This window comes from Halosimplex rubrum, assembly GCF_013415885.1.
Taxonomy (GTDB): Archaea; Halobacteriota; Halobacteria; order Halobacteriales; family Haloarculaceae; genus Halosimplex; species Halosimplex rubrum.
Map to the genome: position 1 here is coordinate 99,820 of NZ_CP058910.1, position 21,321 is coordinate 121,140.

The 21,321-nt window shown below is 70.3% G+C and carries 24 protein-coding genes; 13 read left to right on the forward strand and 11 right to left on the reverse strand.

The window, feature by feature from the left end; all coding sequences use genetic code 11:
- Nucleotides 1–30: 30 nt before the first annotated feature.
- Both HZS55_RS00550 and HZS55_RS00555 read right to left on the reverse strand, forming a co-directional pair.
- The gene (locus HZS55_RS00550; RefSeq protein ID WP_179909827.1) at nt 31–399 is read right to left on the reverse strand and encodes a nuclear transport factor 2 family protein; all 369 of its coding nucleotides are present in this window, start codon (nt 397–399) and stop codon (nt 31–33) included.
- 77 nt (nt 400–476) lie between these two features.
- Nucleotides 477–1,901 (reverse strand): redoxin domain-containing protein, encoded by a 1,425-nt coding sequence (locus HZS55_RS00555; RefSeq protein WP_179909828.1) that lies wholly within the window; start codon nt 1,899–1,901, stop codon nt 477–479.
- A gap of 130 nt (nt 1,902–2,031) precedes the next feature.
- On the opposite strand from HZS55_RS00555, the gene HZS55_RS00560 reads away from it, so the two are divergent.
- Nucleotides 2,032–2,607, forward strand: coding sequence for a DUF367 family protein (locus tag HZS55_RS00560; RefSeq protein WP_179909829.1), 576 nt, complete (start codon nt 2,032–2,034; stop codon nt 2,605–2,607).
- 72 nt (nt 2,608–2,679) lie between these two features.
- Here the strand turns inward: HZS55_RS00560 and HZS55_RS00565 are convergent, their stop codons facing one another.
- Nucleotides 2,680–3,525, reverse strand: a complete 846-nt coding sequence (locus HZS55_RS00565; protein ID WP_179909830.1) for a DUF4870 domain-containing protein — start codon at nt 3,523–3,525, stop codon at nt 2,680–2,682.
- Nucleotides 3,526–3,941: 416 nt separating this feature from the next.
- On the opposite strand from HZS55_RS00565, the gene HZS55_RS00570 reads away from it, so the two are divergent.
- A complete protein-coding gene (locus HZS55_RS00570; RefSeq protein ID WP_179909831.1) occupies nt 3,942–5,009 on the forward strand; it encodes a TrmB family transcriptional regulator in 1,068 nt (355 codons plus the stop codon).
- A gap of 53 nt (nt 5,010–5,062) precedes the next feature.
- On the opposite strand, the gene HZS55_RS00575 is transcribed toward HZS55_RS00570, so the two are convergent.
- Entirely contained in the window at nt 5,063–6,142 is a 1,080-nt protein-coding gene (locus tag HZS55_RS00575) for an enolase-like domain-containing protein (protein WP_179909832.1), read from the reverse strand.
- A gap of 127 nt (nt 6,143–6,269) precedes the next feature.
- On the opposite strand from HZS55_RS00575, the gene HZS55_RS00580 reads away from it, so the two are divergent.
- The gene (locus HZS55_RS00580) at nt 6,270–6,419 is read left to right on the forward strand and encodes a 50S ribosomal protein L40e (RefSeq protein WP_179909833.1); all 150 of its coding nucleotides are present in this window, start codon (nt 6,270–6,272) and stop codon (nt 6,417–6,419) included.
- A 47-nt stretch (nt 6,420–6,466) separates the two neighbouring features.
- Here HZS55_RS00580 and HZS55_RS00585 read toward each other — a convergent pair whose 3' ends face one another.
- The 3 genes from HZS55_RS00585 to HZS55_RS00595 all read right to left on the reverse strand — a co-directional run bounded on the left by HZS55_RS00585 (nt 6,467) and on the right by HZS55_RS00595 (nt 8,970).
- Nucleotides 6,467–7,744 (reverse strand): RNA-guided endonuclease InsQ/TnpB family protein, encoded by a 1,278-nt coding sequence (locus tag HZS55_RS00585; RefSeq protein ID WP_179909834.1) that lies wholly within the window; start codon nt 7,742–7,744, stop codon nt 6,467–6,469.
- Nucleotides 7,741–8,121, reverse strand: coding sequence for an IS200/IS605 family transposase (gene tnpA / locus HZS55_RS00590; protein ID WP_179909835.1), 381 nt, complete (start codon nt 8,119–8,121; stop codon nt 7,741–7,743). Before tnpA ends, HZS55_RS00585 begins: the two co-directional genes overlap by 4 nt.
- A 237-nt stretch (nt 8,122–8,358) precedes the next feature.
- Nucleotides 8,359–8,970: an MBL fold metallo-hydrolase gene (locus HZS55_RS00595; RefSeq protein ID WP_179909836.1), complete on the reverse strand. Its 612-nt coding sequence runs from the start codon at nt 8,968–8,970 to the stop codon at nt 8,359–8,361.
- Nucleotides 8,971–9,140: 170 nt separating this feature from the next.
- Between HZS55_RS00595 and HZS55_RS00600 the strand changes: the two genes are divergently transcribed.
- The 5 genes from HZS55_RS00600 (at nt 9,141) to HZS55_RS00620 (ending at nt 12,298) form a co-directional block, all read left to right on the forward strand.
- Nucleotides 9,141–9,911: an RraA family protein gene (locus tag HZS55_RS00600; RefSeq protein WP_179909837.1), complete on the forward strand. Its 771-nt coding sequence runs from the start codon at nt 9,141–9,143 to the stop codon at nt 9,909–9,911.
- 95 nt (nt 9,912–10,006) lie between these two features.
- Nucleotides 10,007–10,336, forward strand: coding sequence for a hypothetical protein (locus HZS55_RS00605; protein ID WP_179909838.1), 330 nt, complete (start codon nt 10,007–10,009; stop codon nt 10,334–10,336).
- A 147-nt stretch (nt 10,337–10,483) separates the two neighbouring features.
- A complete protein-coding gene (locus HZS55_RS00610; RefSeq protein ID WP_179909839.1) occupies nt 10,484–11,296 on the forward strand; it encodes an aldo/keto reductase in 813 nt (270 codons plus the stop codon).
- Between the two features lie 72 nt (nt 11,297–11,368).
- Complete coding sequence (locus HZS55_RS00615; RefSeq protein WP_179909840.1) at nt 11,369–11,845, forward strand: Lrp/AsnC family transcriptional regulator; 477 nt, start codon at nt 11,369–11,371, stop codon at nt 11,843–11,845.
- A 165-nt stretch (nt 11,846–12,010) separates the two neighbouring features.
- Nucleotides 12,011–12,298, forward strand: coding sequence for a HalOD1 output domain-containing protein (locus tag HZS55_RS00620; protein WP_179909841.1), 288 nt, complete (start codon nt 12,011–12,013; stop codon nt 12,296–12,298).
- A 69-nt stretch (nt 12,299–12,367) separates the two neighbouring features.
- On the opposite strand, the gene HZS55_RS00625 is transcribed toward HZS55_RS00620, so the two are convergent.
- The 3 genes from HZS55_RS00625 to HZS55_RS00635 form a co-directional block, all read right to left on the reverse strand.
- Complete coding sequence (locus HZS55_RS00625; protein WP_179909842.1) at nt 12,368–15,130, reverse strand: PAS domain S-box protein; 2,763 nt, start codon at nt 15,128–15,130, stop codon at nt 12,368–12,370.
- Between the two features lie 76 nt (nt 15,131–15,206).
- On the reverse strand, nt 15,207–15,650 hold the full coding sequence (locus HZS55_RS00630; RefSeq protein WP_179909843.1) for a GIY-YIG nuclease family protein: 444 nt from the start codon (nt 15,648–15,650) through the stop codon (nt 15,207–15,209).
- A 165-nt stretch (nt 15,651–15,815) separates the two neighbouring features.
- Entirely contained in the window at nt 15,816–16,514 is a 699-nt protein-coding gene (locus HZS55_RS00635) for a helix-turn-helix domain-containing protein (protein WP_179909844.1), read from the reverse strand.
- A gap of 87 nt (nt 16,515–16,601) precedes the next feature.
- Here HZS55_RS00635 and HZS55_RS00640 point away from each other — a divergent pair, with 87 nt between their 5' ends.
- The gene (locus tag HZS55_RS00640; RefSeq protein ID WP_179909845.1) at nt 16,602–17,750 is read left to right on the forward strand and encodes an ABC transporter ATP-binding protein; all 1,149 of its coding nucleotides are present in this window, start codon (nt 16,602–16,604) and stop codon (nt 17,748–17,750) included.
- On the forward strand, nt 17,747–18,655 hold the full coding sequence (locus tag HZS55_RS00645) for an ABC transporter permease (RefSeq protein ID WP_179909846.1): 909 nt from the start codon (nt 17,747–17,749) through the stop codon (nt 18,653–18,655). The genes HZS55_RS00640 and HZS55_RS00645 overlap by 4 nt, the downstream gene beginning before the upstream one ends.
- A 43-nt stretch (nt 18,656–18,698) precedes the next feature.
- Here HZS55_RS00645 and HZS55_RS00650 read toward each other — a convergent pair whose 3' ends face one another.
- Nucleotides 18,699–19,373, reverse strand: a complete 675-nt coding sequence (locus HZS55_RS00650; RefSeq protein ID WP_179909847.1) for a helix-turn-helix domain-containing protein — start codon at nt 19,371–19,373, stop codon at nt 18,699–18,701.
- A gap of 85 nt (nt 19,374–19,458) precedes the next feature.
- Between HZS55_RS00650 and HZS55_RS00655 the strand changes: the two genes are divergently transcribed.
- The 3 genes from HZS55_RS00655 (at nt 19,459) to HZS55_RS00665 (ending at nt 21,062) form a co-directional block, all read left to right on the forward strand.
- A complete protein-coding gene (locus tag HZS55_RS00655) occupies nt 19,459–20,199 on the forward strand; it encodes a cupin domain-containing protein (RefSeq protein ID WP_179909848.1) in 741 nt (246 codons plus the stop codon).
- 267 nt (nt 20,200–20,466) lie between these two features.
- On the forward strand, nt 20,467–20,766 hold the full coding sequence (locus HZS55_RS00660) for a hypothetical protein (RefSeq protein ID WP_179909849.1): 300 nt from the start codon (nt 20,467–20,469) through the stop codon (nt 20,764–20,766).
- Nucleotides 20,763–21,062, forward strand: a complete 300-nt coding sequence (locus HZS55_RS00665; RefSeq protein ID WP_179909850.1) for a hypothetical protein — start codon at nt 20,763–20,765, stop codon at nt 21,060–21,062. Before HZS55_RS00660 ends, HZS55_RS00665 begins: the two co-directional genes overlap by 4 nt.
- The last annotated feature ends 259 nt before the right edge of the window (nt 21,063–21,321 follow it).

Genomic DNA, 21,321 nt, shown 5'->3' on the forward strand with positions numbered 1-21,321 from the left:
GCCAGGAGTCCGTGACACCGGACGTCGCGCTCAGTCGGTGTACGTTTCGATCCGCTCGATCCCGGCCTCGCACACCGAGAACACGTCGACGAAGCCGGTGATCACCGAGTCGTCGGCGGCGAGCAGTCGCCCCTGGACGGCGACGCCCCCGTCGGCCTCGTCGTCGCCCTCTCGCCCGTCCCCATCGGTTCGACCCCCGAACACCGCTTCGACGCGGTGAGTAGTGTCGGTCTGCGGGCGCTCCTCGCGCATGAACTCGACGAAGCGGTCGCGACCGTCGATGGTCCGGTCCGGCCGGTCGTGGACGAACCCCTCGGCCAGCAGGTCGGCCAGCCGGTCGTAGTCGGCCTCGTCGAGCACCCGGTAGTACGCCCGCGCCCGCTCGGCGCCGTCGGTCATGCCTGCGCTTGGCGAGGCTCCGAAAAGAACGCGGCGGTCGCGGGTTCGCCGGATCCGCCGGACCCGCGACCCGCCACCTATCGCCCTGGAATGTCCCAGTTCGCCCGTTCGTCCTCGGCCTCGTCTTCGTCGTCGCCCTCGGTCGGGTCGGCCAGGTCGAGTTCCTCGACGGCCGCGTCGCCGTCTTCGCCTTCGGGGTCCGCAGCCGCCGCCTCCGGGTCGTCCGCCGAGTCGTCGCCGGCGGCGGGCGTGGTGTCCGCCGTCGCCCCCGCGGGTCCGTCCGTCGCACTCTCAGACCCGGCCTCGTCGGCGGCGTCGACGGCGTCCATGTCCATCTCCAGGTCGCCCTCGACGGTGTCGCCCTCGACGCTCGACTCCTCGGTGGCGGTGTCGTCGTCCGCTTCGTCGGCGGCGTCGACGGCGTCTAAGTCCATCTCCAGGTCGCCCTCGACGGTGTCGGGTTCGTCGGTCGGTTCGTAGTCGTCGGCCTCGCCGGCGACGGCGGCGTCCAGGTCGGCGTCGTCGACGGCCAGTCCGGTGTCGACGCCGCCGGCGTCGTCGGCCCGCCAGTCGTAGCCCTCCGCTTCCCCGTGGTCGACGACGACCGAGTCGCCGAGTTCGACGCCGTCGGCGGTCAGTCGGAAGGCGTCGGGTCCGGGCGGCTCGGAGAGGTCGGTGGCGGCGTCGAGCAGGCGCTGGGCGTCCTCGCGGTACTGCGCGCCCTGCTTGCCCCGGCCGCTGGCGAGCGCGTCGGCGGAGTCGGCCAGCCAGCTGGTCGCGTGGGCGAGCGTGTCGGCCTTCTCCTCGGTGCGGTCGACGACCGTCTCGAAGTCGGCGGTCTCGGCGAACCGCACGGCCGTGTCGAAGTGGTCGGCGGCGGCGGTGAACGCTGGTTCGGCCTCCTCGAACCCGCTGCGTGCGTCCATCCACTCGCGGTCCTCGTAGTCGGCCATCGCCGCCCGAAACGCCCGGCGACCCTCGGCGTAGTGGTCGTGGCCGACGCGGTAGCGCTCCAGCGCGGTGTCGTCGCCGCCGATACTTCCCACGGCCTCCTTGACGGGCGCCACGTCGAGCGGCGTCTCGAGGTCGTCGGCCGCCCGGGCGTACTCGACGGTGCCCCGGTGGTCGACGACGAAGACGGCCCGTCGGACGAGGCGCTCGCCGACCTCGTTCTCGGTGGCCACGCCGTAGGCCTCCGCGGCTTCGCCCTCGCGGTCGCTCAACAGCGGGACGTGCAGCCCGTAGCGCTCGGCGAACGCCTCGTGGCTGTAGGTGCTGTCCGGCGAGACCCCGAACACCGACACGTCCTTCTGCATCGTGAACAGATCCAGATCGCCCAGGTCCGACTCCTGCATCGTGCAGGCGGGGTTGAAATCCGCCGGGTAGAACGCGAGGACGACGATCCCCTCCCCCAGGTACTCGTCGAGATCGACCCGTCGGCGCTCGCCGTCGACGTACGCCGGCAGGTCGACCGCTGGCGCCGCCACACCCTCCGAAAGCATTGATACAGACAACTAAGTTATCGTATTTAGACCTTCCCAGCGTTTTCACGCGCTGTATACGCCGGATCGGCACGCGTTCGGGGCGGGTCCGCTCCGAGCGGCTTTTGTCACCGCGGGGAGTACCCCTGCCGTGGAGTTACACGTCCGCTACGAGGGCGACGACGACCCCGAGAAGTGCTCGGCCCGCCGGCTCGCGAAGTTCGACGACGCCGAGTTGCACCGCTCGACGCGGGCGACGCCGCCGGGGATCGTCCTCAACCCCTTCGCCGACCGGGCGCTCTCGCCCGCCGACCGCGAGGGGACGGGCGTCCTGCGGAGCGGAGCGACGCACGGCTCGGAAGACGAGCGCCGCTCGTCTTCCGGTGCGCGCCGCGACCGCCTCGTCGCGCTCGACTGCTCGTGGGAGACCGCCGAGCGCGAGGCCTTCGACCTGGAGGGCGTCCACCGCTCGCTGCCCTTCCTCGTCGCCGCCAATCCGGTCAACTATGGGACCGCCTTCCAGTTGAACACCGTCGAGGCGTTCGCCGGCGCCCTGTGCATCCTCGGCGAGCGCGAGCGGGCCGCGGAGATCCTCGACCGGTTCTCGTGGGGTCACACCTTCCTCGAACTCAACGAGGAACCCCTGCGCCGGTACGCCGACTGCACCGACTCGACGGAGGTACTCGCCGTGCAGGACGACTACCTCGCCGACGAGGACGAGGCGTAGAATCCGTCGAACCGGCCGTCCGGCGCCGCCGCTCGCGTGTAGCGGCGAGAACCCGGAGGACCGGGCGTCGGTTCAGTTCGACGCGGCGATCGGGCCCAGTACCGGCAGGCCGTAGCGCTCGCCCTGGTAGGCCTTGAAGACCAGCAACAGCCAGACGGCGAACGCGCCGAGGCCGACGAGGCCGTTCAGCGGCAACACCAGGAACGCGAAGATGTCGCCGACGACCGGTATCGCCGTGAGTATCCCCATGACGATGCCGACGGCGACCCACGCGGCGATGGCGACCGCGCCGAAGCCGATGCTCTGGATCGAGTGAAAGCGCACGAAGTCGTCCTCGTCGCCCTCGACCAGCAGCATGACGACCCCCGTCAGCGGCGCGAACAGGTACGCGATCGCCGCCGCGACGTTCGGCTCCAGGTCCGTCCCGCCCGCCGCGGGTCCGGTCATCTCGCCGCTCGGCTGCGTGCTCGCGGCTCGCCCGGCGGACTGTCCACCCGCCTGACCGCCCGTCCGTCCCCCGGATTGCCCGTCGGTCCGTCCGGTCCCGGCCTGTCCACCGGCCGACTGCCCGCCCGTGGACTGACCACCGGCCGACTGCCCGCCCGTGGACTGACCACCAGTCGACTGTCCGCCCGTGGACTGGCCACCGGCCGACTGCCCGCCCGTGGACTGACCACCAGTCGACTGCCCGCCCGTGGACTGACCACCAGTCGACTGCCCGGACGCCTCCTCGGTCGAGTCGCCGTCGGGAGACGTTCCGTTCGCGGACTGTTCTCCCGTGGACTGACCGCCCGTGGACTGGTCCGCGACGGACTGTCCGCCGGTGGACTGGCCCTCGATCGACTCCCCGTCGGTCGGTTCCTCGACCTGACCGCTCTCGTCGGACTCGCCCGCTTCGGCGGACCCGTCGTCCGTCATCGGTCCACCTCAGCGGCGCGCAGCCCCCGTCGATGCCCCGTTACCCTCGGTCGGTGGTTCCCAACCATGTCAGCACGGGCGAATGCCCCGCTTGTAATACTTTTCACTGTCGGATGATATTTGGAGGCTGCTCTCGGGGTCGTCCAGACGGAGTGAGCGCCCGGTTCGACGGCGGTACTCGACACTCGCGGCCGGTTCGAGAGCGAACCGCGCCAGCGCGAGGGGCAGCGGGGCGGCGTGGTCGATAGCGGACCCGTCCGGGCGTACGAGACCGTCTCGTCGAGCAAGCACCTCGCCGGCGCTCGGTCTCGGTCAACTCGTCGAGGCCGAGCGGCGGCCCCGCTCGCCGCGGGACCGCGCGGGGACGACCCGGACGCCAGGGCAACGCTTTACTCGGGCGGGGAGCACGGTTCGGCATGGAGACGGATCGACTCCGCGAGGCGCTGGAGCGCGCGGGCCTGACGGAGTACCAGTCGGCCGTGTACCTCGGACTGCTGGACCAGGGGACGGCGCCGGTCGTCGACGTGGCCGAGCGGGCCGGCGTGCCCACCTCGCAGGTGTACGACGTGGTGCGGACGCTGGAGGACCGCGGGTTCGTCGAGACCGTCGAGGGGGACCGCCTGCACGCCCGTGCGGACGAACCCGGCGACGTGCTCGACGAACTGCGCTCGACGGGGGAGCTGCTGGCCGACGCCGCCGACGAGATCGAGGACCGCTGGGAGCGGCCCGACCCCAGCGAACACCGCGTCAGCGTCGTCAAGCGCCGGCGGACCGTCGTCGAGAACGCCCGCGTCGCCATCGAGGACGCCGCGGTGTCCGTCGAGTTCGGCGGGAGCGCCGCGCAGTTCGCCGAACTCCGGCCCGCGCTGGCGGCCGCCGCCGAGCGCGGCGTCGTCGTCCACGCGTCGGTCAACGGCCCCATCTCCGACACCGACGTGTCCGCCGAGACGCTCGCCGACAGCCCCATCACCGAAGTCCGACACTCCCACTCGCCCGGCTCCTTCCTCACCGTCGTCGACCGCCGGCAGGGCTTCCTCTCGCCGAACGTCCACGCCGACGAGGAGTACGGCGTCCAGGTCGGCGACGACCTGCTGACCTTCCTCTTTCACTGGTCGTTTCTCACCTGCGGGTGGGTCCCCGCAGAGCAGGTACACGTCGCCGAGCCCGACGAGACGGCCTACATCAGCATCGAGGAGTTCGTCCGCCACGCCGCCGTCTGCTGGAGCGAGGGCGCGACCGTCACCGTCGTCGTCCGCGGGCGCGACACCGACACCGGAGACCCCGTTCAGATCCGCGGCGAGTTGGTCGACATTCGCTTCGGCCCCGACAACGGTACCGTCGCCGACCCCTCCTACGACGAACTCGGCGGCACCGTCTCTATCGTCCTCGATACCGTCGAAGGCGACGTCGAGGTCGGCGGCTGGGGCGCCGTCACCGAGGACGTAGAGGCCGAGGTCGTCCGCGTCGAAGGGGTCTCGGAGTAACCGGGCGAGCGGGCCGCCAGCGACCGTGCCCGCGGCTTCCCGCGCTCACGCCCTCACTCCCGCGACCACCGCAGCCCGACCGGCTCGGCGGGCGCGTCCAGCGGACTCGCCGGCACGTCCGCGTGCGGCTCGGGGCTGTGGTAGGCGCTGGGCGCGATGTCGTTCGGTCCATCGGGGTAGAACGCCGACGCGACGGCGTGGAGGTGTTCGCGGCCGACGCCGAGTTCGTACTGGCCGCCGCCGTACAGCGCGATGTCGCGCTCCAGGCAGTACTCGATCGTCTCCAGCAGGTCGGAAACGGTGCCGAACCGCGAGGGCTTGACGTTGAGCCACTCCGGCTCGATCGGCAGGGCCTCGACGCTTTCCACGTCGACGACCGGGTAGTCCCAGGAGAGTCGGTCGGCCACGCCGTCGAGGATCGCCCGGGTCTCGTCGGTGAACTTCGCGTCTTCCAGCACGGCGTCGGGGAACGCCTCGGCGACCTGCCGGTAGCGCTCGGGGTCGGCGTCGGTGTCGACCTCGGTCCCCTCGTAGTAGCTCTTCAGGTCGAGGATGCGCACGCGGTCGGTCGCCGCCAGGTCGTCCATCAGCTCGGGCGTCCACGCGTCGGTCGGGTCGAGCTTGAACTCCATGTCGGGGTCGACGTCGAGCCACTCGTGGATCCGCTCGGCCGAGGGGTCGCCGCCGGTGTCGAGTCGCGTCGAGACGACGAACCGAACCGGGTCGTAGCTCCGGTCGAGCGCCGCGGCGAAGGTGGTGTCGGCCTGTCGCAGTGCCAGGTCCAGCGCCGCGCTCTCGACGGCCCACCGGCGGTAGTGGCGCGACACCTCGCGCTCGGGCGGCTCGGGGAACAGATCTACGTCGTCCAGCGCCGTCGAGAACCCGTCGAAGGTGTACTCCCCCGCGAACGCCCAGTCGAGAGCGCCGCGCTCGTGGGCGTCGCGCAGGCGATCGTGGTCCTCGGTGTCGTAGGCCACGCCCTCGCCGCGGCCGACCGCGCCGTCGGGGCCGCGCAGTTCGACGACGGTCGTCACGCGCGTGAACCCGGCGGAGGTGTCCATCTCGTGGCGGTCGAGGTCGAACCCCTCGACCGCGAGGGGCAGATCCGCGATCCGGTCGTATAGGTCGCTCATACCGCCCCTTCGGACGGAACCCGGTTAACCCTGGTTCAACCGGCAGGGGGCCGCGACCGTCCGGACCCCGGTGGTCCGACCGGTCCGGAGAAGCAACGCTTAAACGCGGTGACGAGGAAGGGCGGGTATGCCCAAGTTCGAACCCGCGGAACGACGCGAGCTCGAGAAGCAGATCTGCATGCGCTGCAACGCCCGCAACTCCGTCGAGGCCGAGAGCTGCCGCAAGTGCGGCTACAAGAATCTCCGCCGCAAGAGCAAAGAGCGCCGCAACGCTTGACATCCTCCCCGCGCTGAAGCGCGAGGATTCCTCCGTTGGGGGTTCGGCTATGCCGATTCCACGGAGGCAACTTGCGGGTTTGTGCGCACTTCTTTGGGACTTTCGTGAGGGTGTGGTTTCCCCGACCAGTCGTGGTCGTCCCACTCGAATCGCACGGGCCGTGCCATCGGCCTGACTTCCGTATCACTGTGTTCTCGAAGGAACGTCTCTGACGCCGTGAGGTCGGCGTGCCCCTCGAAGCCACACGGACACGTCAGCGTATCCCCGTGGCGAACCGTCTCCTCGTGGTCGCCACATTTGGGACACGTCTGACTCGTCCACGCTTCTGACTCGGCTTCAAGGCTGATTCCGTACTCCTCACAGACACACGCGAGACGGTGGATGAACTTCTTGAACGCCCAGAAGTTGTGCGTCTTCTCGTTCACCCTGACCGACCAGTGCGTTTCCAGCACATCGGTCAAATCGCCCACGTACACCGTCGATACGCCCTCCTCGTACAGCCGTTCAACGAGGTCGCGCACTAGCGCGTTCTGTGCGTGGTCACGGCGTTTTGTCCGCTGTCGGTACAGCCGTCGAATCCGTTTGGAACTATAGCGTCTCTCACGTAGTTTCGACTGTAGGCGGGCGATTTCGTCAGTCGTTTCACGGAACCGTCCGAACAACTCCCGACCGTCGTAGAGGTACTGGGAACCAGTAGTCGTGGAACAGGCAACGAGATTGTTTGCGCCAACATCAAGGGCGGCTTCGTGAGAAGCCAGTGGTGAATCCAGTCGAGAATCAGGCACGGTGACTGGTTGAAAAGCCCTGAACGTGTCGCTCACCTCGTCGTACTCAAGTTCCAGACGACCTTGTTCGCCGTCCCACTTCGGGTTGCCTCGGACTCCGAGGCGGAGTCGTTCGTGGTAGCCGAGTCCGTATTCGTCTTTCAGTTCTTGCCCGACGGGGATTTCGAGACGCGACCGCTTGCCCCACTGAATCGTGTACTGGTTGCACCGAATATAGGTACGGAGTTCGTGTCCGTCCTCTTCGTTGCCCCAGTACGACGGTGGGTTAGCGCCCTCGCCTTTCTCTTTGAGGGCGAAGAACGACCGCCACGCTTCGCTGTTCTTGCGTGTGACCTGTTGGACGGTTGCGCTTCCGACGACGCCGTTGTAGCGTCCACGGTATTCGGAAGTGTCCCACACGTCGCCGTCACCGAAGTAGTTCTGACGGCGTTCGTAGGTCAGTTCGTTCCACAGAGAGGCGGACGCATCGAGTAGCCGTAGAAGGCACTCTTTGTCGTTTTCGGTCTGTGGCACCACCTCGAAGGTGTTGACTCGCTTCATTCGTCGCCACCTTCCTGTTCAGCGATGTATCGTTCAACAGCGTCTTTCGAGGTGCTTCCTGCTGTCCCGACATAGTAGGAACGAGTCCACTTCACGCGGTCGTCGTACCGCTGATTGTACTTCCGCGCCGAGATGCCCTTGACCCAGTTGACGATGAGTGAGGGGGCGTTCTTGGGTGGACTCCCGATGAATAGGTGTACGTGGTCAGGCATGACCTCGGACTCGGCCAGTTCGAGGTCTTTGTCCTCACAGATTTCCGCAAAGATGGTTTCGAGACGTTCCTTTGTCTTCCCCGTCAAGTGCGAACGCCGATATTTCGGCACGAACACTATGTGGTAGTAGAGTTCGTATTTCGCGTGACGGGTACTCTTTACCATCTATGTATACTATTGTGACCGAATGGCTTAACGATTGCGTTGGAACCCCGTCTATGCCGTAGTCGGTGGTTGAATACTATTGGTTGGCTTCATCCCCGCGCTGAAGCGCGAGGCTTTCGCCTTGAATTTCCGTAACTCGGCCGTTCTCTCTTTCGCTCTCTCCCTCTCGCCGCGTCAGCGACGCCACCGTTTCCGGTGGGGCGCGTTCGTACGATCGCTCGTCGAGCGGCCGGACCGTCACTCGTCGGGGTACTTCGGTTCGCGGCGTTCGGCCCGTCCGAGCGCCCGCTCGACGACCGCGCGCACGTCGCCCTCGAAGACGTCGCCGTGGCCGCTGTACATGTGCTTCACGCTCTCCGGCAGCCGCTCCAGGAGGTCCTCGATCGATTCGATGAGCCGTTCGCGGGACTGGCCGGCCATGTCGGTGCGGCCGAAGCTGCCGTCGTCGAAGGCGCCGTCGTCGTGGACGACCACGTCGCCGGAAAAGAGCGAGGCGTCCGAGACCAGCGAGACGTGGTCGTCGGCGTGGCCCGGCGTGAAGACGACCTCGCAGGTCTCCTCGCCGACGGTCACGGTGTCGCCGTCGGCGAGTTCGTCGGTGCGTCGCGGGTGGTCGGCGTAGGCGTACACCTCGGCGTCGAAGGCGTCGAGGACGGCGTCCAGTTGCGAGACGTGGTCGCCGTGCTGGTGGGTGAGGACCACGCGGTCGAGGTCGTCGGTGTACTCGGCGATCACGTCGACGACGCCGCTCATCGCGCCCGCGTCGACCAGCGTCGGCGACTCGCCGAGCGCGAGGTAGGCGTTGCTCGTGAACGTCTCGGCGTCGGCGGTGACGTTGACGACTTCCATGGTCGGTGTGTCGGTTGCCGTCCGCTTTAGTGTGGTGACGGACGAGGCGTCTCCGCTCGCCGCAGCCGCCCGCGGCGCTGCCGTTCTCGCCGCGGCTTCGACTCCCGAACCTCCGGAGAGGGTTTCGACCACCCACAGAGTCAAGCGGACGCCGCGTGCAAACGAGGCGCATGGGGCCCGAGTACGACTTCGACCTGGACGAGGAGCCGCGCACGCTCGACATCACAGATCTGGAACGCATCGAGCGGTACAAAGAGGCGGGCTACGGCGGCAGCGTCGCCGACGCGTTGTACAACGTCGGCGTCCGCCGGTTCGTCTTCGACCGGGACTTCTTCGGCGTCAACCGCGGCCAGACCCTCGCCGGGCGAGCGCTCCCGGTGAAACTGCACACCTACCCCAAGACCGACGAGGTCGAGGCGTACCTGGAGGAGAAGTGGGAGGAAGAGAACGACGGCGTCCACCCCCAGAAGGAACTGATGCGGACCGTCGAGGCGAAAGACGACGGGACGGTCCTCTGTTTCGACACGGGCGGGGACACCCAGCCGGCCCATTTCGGCGAGATGTCCTGCACGCTGGCGAAGGCCCACGGCGCCCGGGGGATGCTCTGTGCGGGGAACGTCCGCGACACCCGCTATATAAGCGAGATGGAGGAGTTCCCCGTCTACACGCGGGGGACGGTCCCGAACTGGCACGGCGGCTGGGAGATCATCGAGGTCGACCAGCCGATCCACGTCCCGGGCCACCTCTCCCATTACGTGACGATCCGGCCCGGCGACTTCGTGTTCGCCGACTTCGACGGCGCGCAGTTGATCCCCCGCGAAGTCGTCGACGAAGTGCTCCTCCGCGTCGAGGCGATCCACGAGTCGGAACAGGAGGAACGCCGGCAGATCGAGGAGGGGATGCCAATCGACGAGGTCTACGAGGAGTACGGCGTGCTCTGAGCGCGGTCGCTCGACGGGTCGGGGGCTGCCGACCGCCGAACGCGACCGGGGAACGAAGCGGATGATTTTTGATGGAGAGTGTCGTGGGCTGTGGTATGTCGACACAGAGCGCTCGCGACGGGGCGGCCGGGCGCGACGACGGCGGGCTCCCCGACGCCGTCCCCGTCTCGCTGGACCGGACGACGCGGCTCAGCTGGGAGCTGGGCGACCGCGTGACGAGCGGGGCCGACGCGACGCTGGCTGGCGAGTGGCGCTGTCACACGACACCGTGGGCGGTGGCCGTCTTCGACGTGACCGACCACACCGTCCTCGTCCGCGTCCGGACGCCGGTCGGCCGCGAACTGTTCTACGGCGCCGCCGACGCCGACCTGGCCGCGGCCCGCGACGCCCTCGCCGCGGCGCCAGACTGGGGTCGCCGGGACTGATACCGCGCCGCGGTCGACACCTCACAGCGGCCGCGCCGTCGCCGGCCTGTCGGCGACCGCTCGGCGACGTTCCGGGCGGAATCTCGCCGACTGCGCGCCTGCGCACACCTGCCCAAATCTTTTCGCCGCTTCGGCCGATATCGGGGTATGGAGTACGTCACGGCCGCAGGCGTCGACGTGCCGGCACTGGGATTCGGCACCGCCCGGATGGACGGCCACGAGGAGCGCCGCCGCGCCGTCTCGGCGGCGCTCGACGCGGGTTACCGGCACGTCGACACCGCCCAGATCTACGGGAGCGAGCCCGCGGTCGGCGAGGCCGTCCGCGAGTCGCCGGTCGACCGCGAGGAGCTGTTCGTCACGACGAAGCTCTCGCGGGACAACCGCGCGTACGACGACGCCGTCGCGTCGACCCGCGCGAGCCTCGACCGCCTCGACACCGACTACGTCGACTTGCTGCTCGTCCACTCGCCCAACGACGACGTGCCCCACGCCGAGACGCTGCGGGCGATGAACGACTGCCGGGACGACGGCCTCGTCCGCCACGTCGGCGTCTCGAACTTTTCGGTCGAACAGACCCGCGAGGCGATGGACGCCTCCGAGGCCCCGATCCTCACCAACCAGGTCGAGTACCACGTCCGGAAGCGCCGCGACGACCTCCTGCGCTTTTGCGTCGAGGAGGGCGTGATGCTGACCGCCTACAGCCCGCTCGACGTCGGCGGCCTCGCCGACGACGGCGCTCTCGCCGAGATCGGCGACCGCTACGGCAAGACCGCGAGTCAGGTCGCGCTCCGCTGGCTGGTCCAGCAGCCGATGGTCTCGGCGATCCCGATGTCCTCGAATCCCGAGCACGTCCGGGCGAACGTCGACGTCTTCGACTTCGAACTCACTGCCGACGAGATGGAACGACTGTTCGACCGGGGCGGCCCGATCGACGGGATCCGGTCGGCGCTCGGGCTGTAGGCGAGCGCTCGCTCCCCCTCCCGAGCGGTCGCCGGCCGAACGATTATCGCGTCGGCAGCGCAACCGGGAGCCATGGCCCGAGACCTCGACGACGTGGACCGGGGGATCCTCCACGCGCTGCAGGAGAACGCCAGGGAGGCGACGGCCGCCGAGATGGCGGACGCGGTGGGGGTCTCGGCCAGCACGGTCAGGAACCGGATCGAGCGCCTGGAGTCGACCGGCGTGGTCCGGGGGTATCATCCCGACATCGACTACGAGCGGGCGGGCTTCCAGCTGCACGTCTTCGTCGTCTGTCGCGCGGCGCCCCCCGACCGGTCGTCGCTGGCCGCGGAGCTACTGGAGCTGTCGGGCGTCGTCCGGGTTCGCGAGCTGTTGACCGGGACCGAGAACCTCCACGTCGAGGCGGTCGCCGCGGACTCCGCCGCCGTCGACGACCTCCTCGCGGCGATCACCGGCCTGGGGATCGAGATCGTCAGCTCCGACATCGTCAACACGACCCACGTCCAGCCGTTCGACCACTTCGGCGCCGACGCGGTCCCGGACGGCTGACGCCCACCGGTCGACGCGCGAACATGTCCGTGCGACGGCCAGTCGATCCCACGGGTCAGACCGGGGAGGGAACTGCGAATTCCGCAGATATATCGCCGCTCCCTACAGAATCTTGCGTACGCACCGCCACGGTTAAGCCGGTCGCTGTCGGACGGTCGCACGGTGATGGGTGATATGTTGAGCACCAAGGTAAGCACGGAGATCGCGGCGCGGGAAGGCGTCGACCCGCTGCAACTGGACGAGCCGCTCTACGACGTGATAGACGTCGGCGCGCTGGAACGGCTGGTCGAGACGGCCGGGCGACGGGGCGACGGGGAGTTCGAGGTCGAGTTCACGTACTACGGCTACGACGTGGCGGTCGACGGATCGGGCGAGGTTACCGTCACCGGCGGCCCGTCCGCCGCCGGCGACGCCGGCCGGGAATCGGCCGACCAGCCGGCCACCGGGCGATAGCCGCGAGCGCCTCGGTGGGTTGACCGCCGCGAGCGACTGCGCCGCCGTCGCGATGGGGGTGGCTCGGTGTCACGCGTCGGTCTCGACGCCGCGGATCTCGAAGCGCGCGCCGCCGGCCTCGCTCTCGACGATACCGACCGACCAGCCGTGGGCGTCGGCGATCTGTTCGACGATGGAGAGCCCGAAGCCGGTCCCCTCCGTCGCGGTCGAATAGCCGCTGGAGAACACGCGGTCGCGTTCGGCCTCGTCGATCCCCGGGCCGTCGTCGGCGACGAAGAAGCCCGACCCGTCGTCGAGTCGGCCGACCCGGACGGTCACGACCCCGGTCGAACCGTCGGTCGCCGGGTCGCCGGCCTCGGTCGCCTCGTCGGCGCGGGATCGGCCGCCGGTGGCCCCGTGCTCGACGGCGTCCTCGGGAGTTTGCGACCGAGGGCTCGTGGAACCGTGTTCCACGGCGTTCGCGAGCAGGTTCCCGAGCAGTTGCTGGAGGCGGCTCCGGTCGGCGCGGACGGCCGCGTCGGTCTCGATGACGAGGGTCGCCTCGGGGGTGCGGACGCTCCGCCAGCACGAGCGGGCGGCGTCGTCGAGGTCGACGGGCTCGATGTCGAGGACGGCCTTGCCCTCGCGGCCGAGCGTGAGCAGGTCCTCGATGAGCGCCTCCATGCGGTCGTGGGCGCGCTCGACGGCGTCGAGGTGGTCGCTGTCGCACTCCTCGCGGACGAAATCGAGCCGTGCCGTCGCGACCTGCAGGGGGTTGCGCAGGTCGTGAGAGACGATGCTCGCGAACTCGTCGAGGCGCTCGTTCTGCCGTTCGAGCTCCCGGCGGTGGCGCCGGGACTCGTCCTCGCGGGCGGCCCGGTCGAGGGCGGCCTCGACGGTGCTGGCGAAGACGTGCGCCAGCGACACGTCCACCTCGTCGAAGTCGGCGGGGTCGGTCGAGCCGACGACTGCGACGCCGTACTCGCCCAGCGGCAGGACGATCTCGCTCGACAGCGGCGTGTCGGGGTTGTAGCGGTCCGGCTCGTCGGTCAAGTCCTCGCAGACGACGATGTCGCCGGTCTCGAAGGCTTCCCAGGCGAGGCTCCCCTCGCCGTCGAAAGCGGGCATCTCGCCGAACAGCGCGTCGGCCGCCTCAGTCTGGACGACCGGGCGGAGCCGCTCGCCCGCGTCGTCGGCCAGCCAGACGCCGTTGACGTCGCGGCCGAGGACGGACCGGCCGATCTCGACGGCGTGTTCGGCGACGGTCTCGGGGTCCGGGGCGTCCATGAACCCCTCGGTCGCGTCCGTGAGCCCGGCGAGCGCGTCCTCGCGGCGCTTGCGCTCGGTGATATCCCGCGAGACGGCGAGATACCGGTCCGCACCGCGCAGGTCGACGCGGACCAGGTTGACCTCGACGGGGAACGTCGACCCGTCGGCCCGACGGTAGCGACCGTCGAACTTCCGCGACTCGCCGACGGCCATCCCGTCGAGCAGCGACCGCACGGCATCGGGGTCGGCCGTCTCGTCGACCTCCCAGACGGCCGTCCCGAGCAGGTCGTCCTCGTCGTAGCCCAGCGCGTCGCAGAGCCGCGGGTTCGCGTCGACGATCCGCCCCTCGGGGTCGAGCACGTCGATCATGTCCGGGAAGTTGTCGACCAGCGCCTCCAGGCGGGCGCCGGTCGCTTCGAGCTCCCGCTCGCGGCGCTCGGTCACGTCGCGGCCGATGGCGACGATGCCGTCGAACTCGCCGTCGATCTCCAGGCGGGCCAGCCGGTAGTCGACGATCGCCCGCCCGTGGCCGGGGAACCGCGCCTCGACCTCGCCGCCGACCGCCTCGCGCTCGCCCTCGACCAGCGCCCGGAACGGGTCGGCGTCGGCCCCGGCCCGGATCTCCTCGGCGAGCGCGCTCTTCGTCCCCTCCAGTTCCTCCGAGGTCGCCCCCATGAACTCCGCGAGGTGGTCGTTGACGACGGCGAAGCGGCCGTCGGCGTCGTAGATGCACGCGGAGTTCGGCATCGCGTTCACCATGCTCCGGTAGCGTTCGAGCGTCTGTTCGCGCTCGCGGCGCTCGGTCACGTCGGTGATGAACCCCTCGATGCGGTCGACGCCGCCACCGCCGCCGTCGGTAGTGATCGCCCGCCCGCGCTCCCACATCCACCGGGTCTCGCCGTCGGCGGTCCGGATCCGGTAGGTCACTTCGAAGGGGGCGCCCTCGCTCACCGCCGACTGGACCGACTCCCACATCTCCTCGCGGTCGTCCGGGTGGAGCACGTCCGTTCCCCAGTTCACGTCGCTCGACTCCAGCGTCGCGGCGGCGTAGCCGGTGATCTCGGCGCACTCGCCGGCGACGAACTCCATGGGCCACCCGGACTCGTTGCGACAGCGGTAGACGATCCCCGGGAGGTTGCTGATCAGCGTCTCCAGCCGGCGGTTGCGCTCCTCCAGCGCCCGCCGCGACCGGGCCGCCGAGACGGCGTTGTCGATCCGGTTGGCCAGCAGCGCGTACTGGTCGGCCCCGGTCCCCTTCTGGAGGTAGTCCGTCACCCCCGCCGAGACGGCGTCGCTCGCCACCTCCTCGCTCCCCTTGCCCGTGTAGAGGATAAAGGGGAGGTCGGGGCGGTCGGCGCGAACCCGTTCGAGGAACTCGATCCCGTTCGTCCCGGGCATGTCGTAGTCGCTGACGACGCAGTCGACCCGCTCGCCCGCGAGCCGTTCCAGCCCCTCGTCCGGGTTGGTCGCCGTCACCACCTCGAACCGGTCGTCCTCGCGTTCGAGCGCCGACGCGACCAGCGCCGACAGGTCCGGGTCGTCGTCGACGTGCAGGACGCGGATCGTCGTCGGTGTCGCGCTCATGGCTGGCCAGTCTACCCGTTGTTGGCGGACATCGACCATAAGCCTGTGACTTTCTTTCAGGTCGCTCGCCGGTCGATCACCCGTTGGCCTCGCTCGCTCCGTCGGCGGCGCCGTGAGCGCGCTCGACGGCCCCTCGGAGCCGCTCGCGCCCGGCGGCGCGGACGAGATGCGAGTCGCAGTCGCAGTCGGAGGCGCCGAACCCCGCGACGCGCTCGATGCCGTCCGCCCGGGCGAGCGTGCGACCGACCGCACACTCCACGTCGGCGTCGGCCGTCCGGACGACCGCCTCGACGGCGGCGTCGGGGTGGCCCAGCAGGTAGTCGATGTGCCAGTGGCGGGCGTCGCGCTCGCCGGCGGCCAGCTCGCGGTGGCGCTCGACGCGGGCGAACCCGCCCGGCCCGAACGCGCTCCCGGTGTAAGCGTAGGCGCCCGCCGCGAACGCGACCTCGCCCAGCGCCCCCACCTCGATCGTCGCCGGCGTCGCCAGTTCGACGAGCAGCGTGTACGTCCCCTCGGTCATCGCCGCCGGCTTGGGTCACCACCGGCAAGTGCCTGGCGGGTTCGGGCGAAGACACGGCTGCCGGGCCGACCTCGTCGCCGACTCATACGGATTAGTGCAAGACATTCCGGGATCGACCGCACGCGGTCGTGCGGTCGACCCGGTAAACGCTTGCACTAATCCATATCAGACCGCCGGACCGACCTCGTCGAGGGCGGCGTCGGCGAGCTTCGCCTCCGCCCTCCGGAGGTGTTCGCCGGCGGTCTGGGCCGAACAGCCCAGCACGGCGGCCACGTCGGCGTGTGTCGCCTCCCGCGGGTGCTCGTAGTAGCCCAGCTCCGTCGCGACGACCAGCGCCTCGCGCTGGCGGTCGCTCAGCGACCCGTCGGCGGACTCGCTCGCGGCCGGCGTCGAGGAGATCTCGTCGATCCGGACGTCGATATCGTCGCCCCGGCGCTCGAAGGCGGTCTGGAGCGGCCCGGGGTCGCCGACGATAGTCGCGTGGATCGCCCCCTCACGGAACACCACGGGCGTCCGAACGATCAGCCCGCCCGATTCGAGCGCGCCGGCGAGGCACCCGAAGATCGGGACCGCCGACCGTTCGACGCGGAGGAGGACGCGAGGGGCCGCGCCGTCGGCGTCGTCGCCGGCTCCACCGGCTCCCTGGCCGGTCGTCTCACAGCGCTCGACCCCGGAGGTGTCGAGGGCGGCGTCGACCAGGGGCGCGGGGTCACCGTCCACGGCGAGGAGGATCATCGCCTCGTCGGCGACGAGGTTCCAGTCGATCACGCGGGCGCGGTCGACGGCGGCCGCGTTCGCCAGCCGGTCGAACAGCGGCGGCGCCCGCGAGCCGTCAACGCTTGCGGTGACGCGGACGTGTTTCACGGTCGGACCGTCCGGCCAGGGGGTAATAAATCCCGGTTCTATACCGCCCGGAACGCCCTCCCGGGGGGCGCCACACTGACGGAGTACATGTCCGACGAGACATCGCGACCGACGCGGCGACCGGACCGAGACGACGGCAGCGACCGCCCGCTCGCCGTCGATACCGAGGGACTGGCGCTCACCTACGCCGACGGGACCGAGGCGGTCGAGGACGTGACGCTGTCGGTCCCTTCGGGGGAGTGTTTCGGCTTCCTCGGGGCCAACGGCGCGGGGAAGACGACGACGATCAAGGTGCTCTCGACGCTGCTCGAACCGACCACCGGGCGCGTCCGGGTCGTCGGCCGCGACGTGACGGCCGAGCGCGCGAACGTCCGAGCGTCGATCGGCTACATGGCCCAGGAGACCAGCGTCGACGAGGAGCTCACCGCCCGCGAGAACCTCGCGTTCGCCTGCGACGCCTACGGCGTCCCGACGGACGAGCGGACCGACCGCATCGCGGAGCTGCTGGACCTGGTCGACCTGGCCGACGTGGCCGACACGCCCGCCGGGAACTTCTCCGGCGGGATGAAAAAACGGCTGGACGCGGCGACGGCGCTGGTCCACGACCCCGAACTCGTCTTCCTCGACGAGCCGACGACCGGGCTGGACCCGACGGCCCGCGAGCGTCTGTGGGCGTACTTCCGGCGGATCAACGACCGGGGGACGACCGTCTTCCTCACCACGCAGTACCTCGAAGAGGCCGACCGGCTCTGCGACCGGGTCGCGGTCGTCCGGGACGGCCGCATCGTCGCCGACGACTCGCCCGAGCGGCTCAAGCGCCGCGTCGGCGGCGAGACGGTCGCGCTGGAGATCGATGGTGGCCCCGACGCCGTCGAGTCGGCCGCGGCGGTCGTCCGCGAGTCGGCAGCGCTCGACGCCGCTGCGACCGGCGACGCGGGGCGGCCGTCCGACGCCGGACCGACAGTCGAGACGACCGACGACGCCGTCCGCGTCACGGCACGGGACGCCAGCGACCTGGGGCCGGACCTGCTGCTCGCGCTCCGCGACGCCGGCGTCGCCGTGACGGGCTTCGCCGTCGCGGAGCCGACGCTGGACGACGTGTTCTTCGCCGTCGCCGACGAGTCGGTCGACGACCTCTCGGAGCGCGAGACGGGACGATTCGACCGCGATCGCGGGACGGGCCAGTCCGGCGACGACGGCCCCGAGCCGACCGCCTCGACGGGGGTGGACGCGTGAGCCCGTCCGATGCGGCGGGGGCGGACGCTCCCGACGCCGCGGAGGCGGCGGCCAGCCGGTCGACGCGGACCGCGACAGGGACCGGGAACACGTTCCTCGGCGACGTGTGTGTCAACGCGAAGCGATGGACGCGGAAGGCGGTCCACAGCCCGACCGCCTTCCTGCTGGAGATCGTCGTCGCGACGCTCTCGCTGGTCCTCTTCACGGCGGTCTTCGGCGACGTGGGCGGTGCGGCGATCGAACGCGCCGGGTTCGCCGAGGTGGACTACGTCACCTACCTCTTCCCGGCGGTGCTCATGCAGGCGACGATGGGGTCGGCGTTCTCCTCGGGGATGGGGCTCGTGAGCGACCTGGAGAGCGGGATGTTCGAGAAGACCGTCGTGACGCCGATGTCGTGGACCGCCGTCTTCGCCGGGAAGGCCGTCGCCGAACTCGCCCGCGTCGTCGTCCAGGTGCTGGTCGTGGTCGGTCTGGCCGTCGTGCTGGGCGCGCGCGTCGAGACCGGCGCCGTCGGCGTCGCGGGTGTCCTCGCGGTCTGTCTGCTCGTCGCCCTGCTGTTCATGGCCGTCTCGAACGTCGTCGGCCTGCTGGCTCGCGACGACGAGGTGGTCAACGCCGCCTCGATGCTGTTCATGTTCCCGCTGCTCTTCCTCTCGCCCGCGTTCGTCCCGCTCTCGGACGATATCGAGTTCGTCGCGACGTTCAACCCAATCACATACGGCGTCGACGCGGTCCGGGCGCTGGTCCTCGGGCGGGACGTGTCGACGGTGCTGTCGGTCTCGCGGTTCGGCGGGGTCGCCGACACGCTCGTGCCCGCGGTCGTCGTCCTGTCGGTGCTGAACCTCGTCGCCGGCGCGGTCGCGGTCGGACTGCTGGCGCGAGCGAGCAGCGCCGAGGCGGCCTGAACGGTCGAGTGCGGGGGTGGGGACGACCCCCCGGGGGGCGAACTCAGACCTCGGGCCCGAACTCGTCCATCGCGGCGTCGACGAGCTTCGACTCAGCGGCCTGGAGGTGGCGGCTCGCGGTCGAGGGCGCGCAGTCGAGAACGGCCGCCACGTCCGCGTGGGACGCCTCGCGCGGGCGCTCGTAGTACCCGAGGTCCTGCGCGACGGCGAGCGCCTCGCGCTGGCGGTCGCTCAACCGCGAGGCGGGGTGGTCGAGCGCGCCGCGGAACGCGCCGACCGCCTCGACGATCACGTCCATCGCCGCGGGCGCCGCCGCGAGCGCGGCCCGGAGCGCGTCGGCGTCCCCGACGACGCGAAACCGCATGTCGCCGTCGCGGTAGACGATCGGCTTGCGGACGACGAGCCCGGACTGGGCCCGCGCCTCGCGGACGGCGGCGAACATGGCGCTCGTCTTCGGCCGGAGTTCGACCAGCGCGTAGGTCCACGGCCCCCCGGCCGCCGAGAGCCTAACCGACTCGATCCCCTCCAGGTCCGGCGCGGCCGCGGCGAACGGTTCGGCGTCGCCGCGGACGGCGAACAGGACCGTCTCGACGGCGTCGGGCGTCGTATTCCACTCCAGCAGCTGCGTCTCGACGATCCCCGGCGCGTCGGCCAGCATCGTGTAAAACGCCGGCGCGCGCTCGCCGTCGACCGCCGCGGTGACCCGGAGACGTTTCATCGTCGGTCGGTGCCGATGCTCGTAGTTAAACGTATGCCACATACTGCACCGAACGCCGACGGGTCCGGCGACCGACGGTCGAACCATGACCGAGACGACGCGGACCGCGGGCGTCCTGACGACCGGTCGACCGCTCGACGACGACGGCCGAGTGAGCGAAGGACCGACGCTCGAACTCGACCGCGACGACCCGGCGGCGGCGCTTCTGGACGAGTCGCCGCGGGCGCTCGCCGCCAGCCCCGGCGCCGACCTCTGGGCGACGCTGCTCGAACGTCCCGGTGACGGCGAGACCGAGCGGCCGGTCCTCGCGCAGTGGCTCGGGGCCGACGCGCCGGCGCCGCCCGCTCATTACCATCCGAGCAGCGAGACCTTCGCGGTGGTCTCTGGGACGCTGACGGTCGCGGTGGCGGACGAGACCCGACGGCTCGGTCCCGGCGAGTCGGTGACGGTCGAAGCGGGCGTCGAACACGCGTTTCGCAACGAGACCGACGGGGTCGTCGCGTTCCGGGCGGAGCTGCCGTCGATGCGAACCGTCGCGTCGCTGTACACGGCGTGGGGGCTGGACACCGAGGCCGCCGTCGGCGACGGCGAGGCGGACGGCCAGCCGGATCCGCTGGACGCGCTCGCACTCAGCGCGGACGCGTATCCCGACACCGTGACGACGGTCGCGCCCGTCGCAATCCAGCGGGCGCTGTGGGGGACGGTCGGTCGAGCGGCGCGCGCGCTCGGCCGCGGTATCGACGACCGCTACCTCGACGACGCGTTCTGGGAGCGACGCGTCGAGCAGCCCAGCGGCGCGAGCGAGCCCGAAGGGCACAACGAGTGAGGCGCCGGCGGAACCAGCGAAGCGCCTACCCGAGCGCGTACGCGAGCACGTAGACCACCGCGGAGCCGATCATCAGGAACACCATGACGAGCGCCATGACCTGCTGGCGGTCCAGTTCGAGGGGGTTCATATCCGGTCGTTGTCGCCGTCACGGTTAGGGTTTTCGCGCCCGAGACGAGTGCGGTGCCGACGGTCGAAGCCGGTCGCGCGGCCCGAATCGGTCCGGCCGGTGACAACGTTCATTACTGACCCGTCCGAAACGACAGTATGGACCGATCGAACGGTCGCGAGCGACTCGCCTCGGTCGGCGGGACGCTGCTCGGCTACGGGCTGCTCGCGCTGGGCGTCGCGATGGTCGGCCTCACCGCGTACCAACTGCTGTTCGCCTCGGGGACGACGCTCGAAACGCCGGTCAGCGTCGGTCCGCGCGCCGGTGTCGGCCTGGCGTTCGGCGCCGCGGGGTATCTCCTGCTCAGGCAGACACTCGACGGGGACGCCGACTCGAACGAACCGACCGTCGAGCCCTCGGAGGCCCGCGCGGCCGACGCCTACGCGTTCGACACGTGACGGGCGGACCGGCCCGGGGTCGGCGGGTCGCCTCTCTCTGCTGGACGGTCGCCGGGCTCGTCCTGACGGTCGCCGGCGTCGCAGTGACGACCGAGACCGCGCTCAAACGACTACTGCTCGCCTCCGGGCGGTCGCTCGCGGTCCCGACGCCGAGCGCCTGGCACGGGGCCGTCGGCGCCGCTAGCGCCGTCGTCGGCTACGCGATCCTCTCGGCGGTTGGCGAGCGGGGCGGTCCCGATGCGGCCGCGGACGGCGGCGACGCGGCGCCGGGGGCAACACACGCCCGGGACGAGTAACTCGCCGGGCGTGGTGATCGGGTCGAGGTGCGACGGTCCAGTTTCGTCGGTCCGCGCCCGGCGAGGAACCGACGCGAGACGGGCGGAACCGGCCCACGGTGGCGGTTCCCAAACACGTTCGAACCCAAAAGGTCCTTTAGAGATTACTCGCAAGGTGCCGGCCACCATGACCCGTTCACCGGCGGTCGACCGTCCCGCGAGCCAGATCCGCTTCAACCCGACAACCGGAGGCATCACCTGAATGCGGGACCCGTTCGCC